This window comes from Actinoallomurus acaciae, from assembly GCF_042429965.1.
Lineage (GTDB): Bacteria > Actinomycetota > Actinomycetes > Streptosporangiales > Streptosporangiaceae > Actinoallomurus > Actinoallomurus acaciae.
In genome coordinates, this window is sequence record NZ_JBHLZP010000736.1 from 3197 (window position 1) to 6338 (window position 3142).

Here is a 3142-nt window from a genome sequence, read left to right on the forward strand (position 1 = left end):
TGACCTCGGTGAGCGCCCAGCGCTGCGGCACCGTACGGACGGCCAGCGCGGGCTCGGTGACCATCAGGAGGCGCACGTCGGCCCGCTCGCCCTCGGCCAGGCCGAGCGAGCGTGCGACGGCGACCAGCAGCCCCGGAGAGTCACCGACGAACCCGGTCGCGCGGGCGGACCCCTCCCGCCCTCCGGTGACCCACAGCAGCTCGGCCCCTGCCGCGCCACCGCGCAGCAGGTGCTCGCCGGAGGTCACCTGCAGCCGGGCCGGCCGCCAGCGCCCGTCGGCGACGAGCTCGACGGTGCCGCCGTCGGACCGCTCGGCGGTATAGCGCCAGCCTCCTCCGTCCGGAGCACAGGAGAATTTTTCCTCGACCTGCGAGTCATGAACGTACGTCCCGCGCGGCATGGCTCCAATCTAGGGCCCCGGAGCGTTCCTGGGCGTCGAGGAGCTCGTCGCCGTGCTCGGTCATCCAGTCCCCGAGCGCCCTCATCGGGCCGTCGACCAGGCTTCGCCCCAGGGCGGTCAGGCCGTACTCGACGCGAGGCGGCGCCTCGGCGTAGGTCCGGCGGTCGATCAGGCCGTTGGCGGACAGGCGGTGCAACGTCTCGGTCATGACCTTGTCGCTGATGCCGCCGATCGCGGCGCGCAGCTCGCGGCGCCGGCGCGGCCCGGTCTGGAGAGCCGCCAGGACGACGGGATCCCACGTGTGGGCCAACAGCTCGGTGGCCGCCCGCAGGCGGCAGTCGGCGACCAGGTCATCGCAGTGGGATTCGCTCATGGCACCCACCATCATCGCGCACGCGATACGCACCGATCGGTGCGCGATGCCTTCCTTACCGTGGCCGCCTGACGATCAGCACAGAAGGGAAACGACGATGCGGATCGGAATCCTGGGAACGGGGACGCTGGCGGCGGCACTGGCCGAAGGGTGGGCCCGGGCGGGACACGAGGTCGTGGTCGGCGGACGATCACCGGCCAAGGCGCGGGAGCTCGCGGACCGGCTCGGCCCGAACGTACGCGCGGCCGCCTCGTCCGAGGTGGTCGCCGGGCGCGACGCGGTGCTGCTCGCCGTGTCATGGGACGGCGCCGAGGACATGCTGAAGGCGGCGGGCGCCTCCGGCGGCGCGCTGGCGGGCACACCGCTGATCGACCCGACGAACCCGGTCGAGCACGGCGTGGGCGCGCTGCTCACCGGGCACGGCGAATCGATGGCGGAGCGGATCGCCGGGCTCGCCCCGGGGGCGCACGTCGTCAAGGCGTTCCATCTCTTCCCCTCGGTCCAGTGGACGACGCCCCAGGATCACGGCGAGACTCCGGTCACCGTGGCGATGTGCGGCGACGATCCGGCGGCGCTGGACGTCGTCGGCGAGCTCGTACGCGCCGTCGGCGGCAGGCCGGCCGTGCTGGGGCCGCTGGACCGTGCCCGCCAGCTGGAGGAGACCGCGGGATTCGTCATCGGCCTGGTGTTCGCCGGGCACGACCCGGCCTCCGCCGTACCGCGTGTCCCGGCGGGCTCCACGCCGTAGCGGCGTCTCAGGAGCCGCGCCGCCAGGACGACAGGTAGACCTCCTGGTCCGGGGTCAGGGCGTCGATCTCGATGTCCATCGAGGCCAGCTTGAGCCGGGCGACCTCCGTGTCGATCGCCTCCGGCACCTCGTACACCCCTGGAGTCAGGTCCTGGGTGAGCAGCCACTCGCACGTCAGCGCCTGGTCGGCGAACGACATGTCCATCACGGCGGCCGGGTGCCCCTCGGCCGCCGCGAGGTTCACCAGCCGCCCCTCGGCGAGCAGCACCAGGCGCCGCCCGTCGGCCAGGACGTACTCGTCCGCCTGCGGGCGTACCTCCCGGCGGACCTCGACCGCCAGGTCGGCGAGCGCCCGTACGTCGACCTCCACGTCGAAGTGGCCGGAGTTGGCGAGGATCGCGCCGTCCTTCATACGGGCGAAGTGCTCGGCGCGGATCACGTCGGTGTTGCCGGTGACGGTGATGAACACGTCGCCGTCCTCGGCGGCGCGTGACATCGGCTGCACCCGGTAGCCCTGCAGGGCCGCGTCCAGCGCCTTGACCGGGTCGATCTCGGTGACGACGACCCGGCCGCCCATGCCGCGGGCGCGTTCGGCCAGGCCGCGGCCGCAGTAGCCGAAGCCCGCGATGACGATCGTCTTGCCGGCGAGCAGGGTGTTCGTCGCCCGGACGATGCCATCCAGGGTGGACTGGCCCGTGCCGTACCGGTTGTCGAACATGTGCTTCGTGTCGGTGTCGTTGACCGCCACCATCGGGAAGCGCAGGGCCTCCTCGCGGGCCATCTGGTGCAGCCGGATGACGCCGGTCGTGGTCTCCTCACAGCCTCCGCGTACGCCGCCGGCCAGGTCGAGGCGCTCGGTGTGCAGCGTGTTGACCAGGTCGCAGCCGTCGTCCAGCACCAGGTCCGGCCCGATCGAGAGCGCCTGGTGGATGTGCCGGTAGTAGCCGTCGCGGTCGACGCCCTGCCGGGCGAAGACGGCCGCTCCGTACTCCTCCACGAGCGCGGCGGCCGTGTCGTCCTGCGTCGACAGCGGGTTGGACGCCGCGAGAGCGACCTCGGCGCCGCCGGCCTGGAGGGTGCGGATGAGGTTCGCGGTCTCGGTGGTGACGTGCATGCACGCCGCGACCTTCATGCCGTCCAGCGGGCGTTCGGCGGCGAACCGCTCGCGGATGCGCCGCAGCACCGGCATGGAACGGTCGGCCCACTCGATACGCCGGACCCCGGACTCGGCGAGTCCGGGGTCCGCGATATCTGCCTTCATCGCCAAAACGCGATCAGTACCGGTAGTGGTCCGGCTTGTACGGGCCCTCGACGTCGACGCCGATGTAGGCGGCCTGCTCCTTGGTGAGCGTGGTCAGCCTGACGCCGAGCGCGTCGAGGTGCAGGCGGGCCACCTTCTCGTCCAGGTGCTTGGGCAGCGTGTAGACGCCGATCGGGTAGTTCTCCGTCTTGGTGAACAGCTCGATCTGGGCGATCACCTGGTTGGTGAAGGAGTTCGACATCACGAACGACGGGTGGCCGGTGGCGCAGCCCAGGTTCATCAGGCGGCCCTCGGCCAGCACGATGATGTTGTGGCCGTCCTCGAAGGTCCAGGTGTGGACCTGCGGCTTGACCTCCTCCT

4 protein-coding genes are annotated in these 3142 nt (G+C 71.7%); 1 reads left to right on the top strand and 3 read right to left on the bottom strand.

Annotated features, from left to right (window positions below; all coding sequences use genetic code 11):
• Positions 1–374: 374 nt before the first annotated feature.
• On the bottom strand, positions 375–773 hold the full coding sequence (locus tag ACFFNX_RS46010; RefSeq protein WP_378212659.1) for a winged helix-turn-helix transcriptional regulator: 399 nt from the start codon (positions 771–773) through the stop codon (positions 375–377).
• Between the two features lie 46 nt (positions 774–819).
• Between ACFFNX_RS46010 and ACFFNX_RS46015 the strand changes: the two genes are divergently transcribed.
• Entirely contained in the window at positions 820–1521 is a 702-nt protein-coding gene (locus tag ACFFNX_RS46015; protein ID WP_378212660.1) for an NADPH-dependent F420 reductase, read from the top strand.
• A 7-nt stretch (positions 1522–1528) separates the two neighbouring features.
• Here the strand turns inward: ACFFNX_RS46015 and ahcY are convergent, their stop codons facing one another.
• Positions 1529–2782 carry an adenosylhomocysteinase gene (ahcY, locus tag ACFFNX_RS46020; protein WP_378212662.1) on the bottom strand — a complete coding sequence of 418 codons (1254 nt, stop codon included), beginning with the start codon at positions 2780–2782 and terminating at the stop codon, positions 1529–1531.
• 13 nt (positions 2783–2795) lie between these two features.
• On the bottom strand, positions 2796–3142 hold a 347-nt coding region (locus tag ACFFNX_RS46025; protein ID WP_378212663.1), incomplete at its 5' end, for an adenosylhomocysteinase.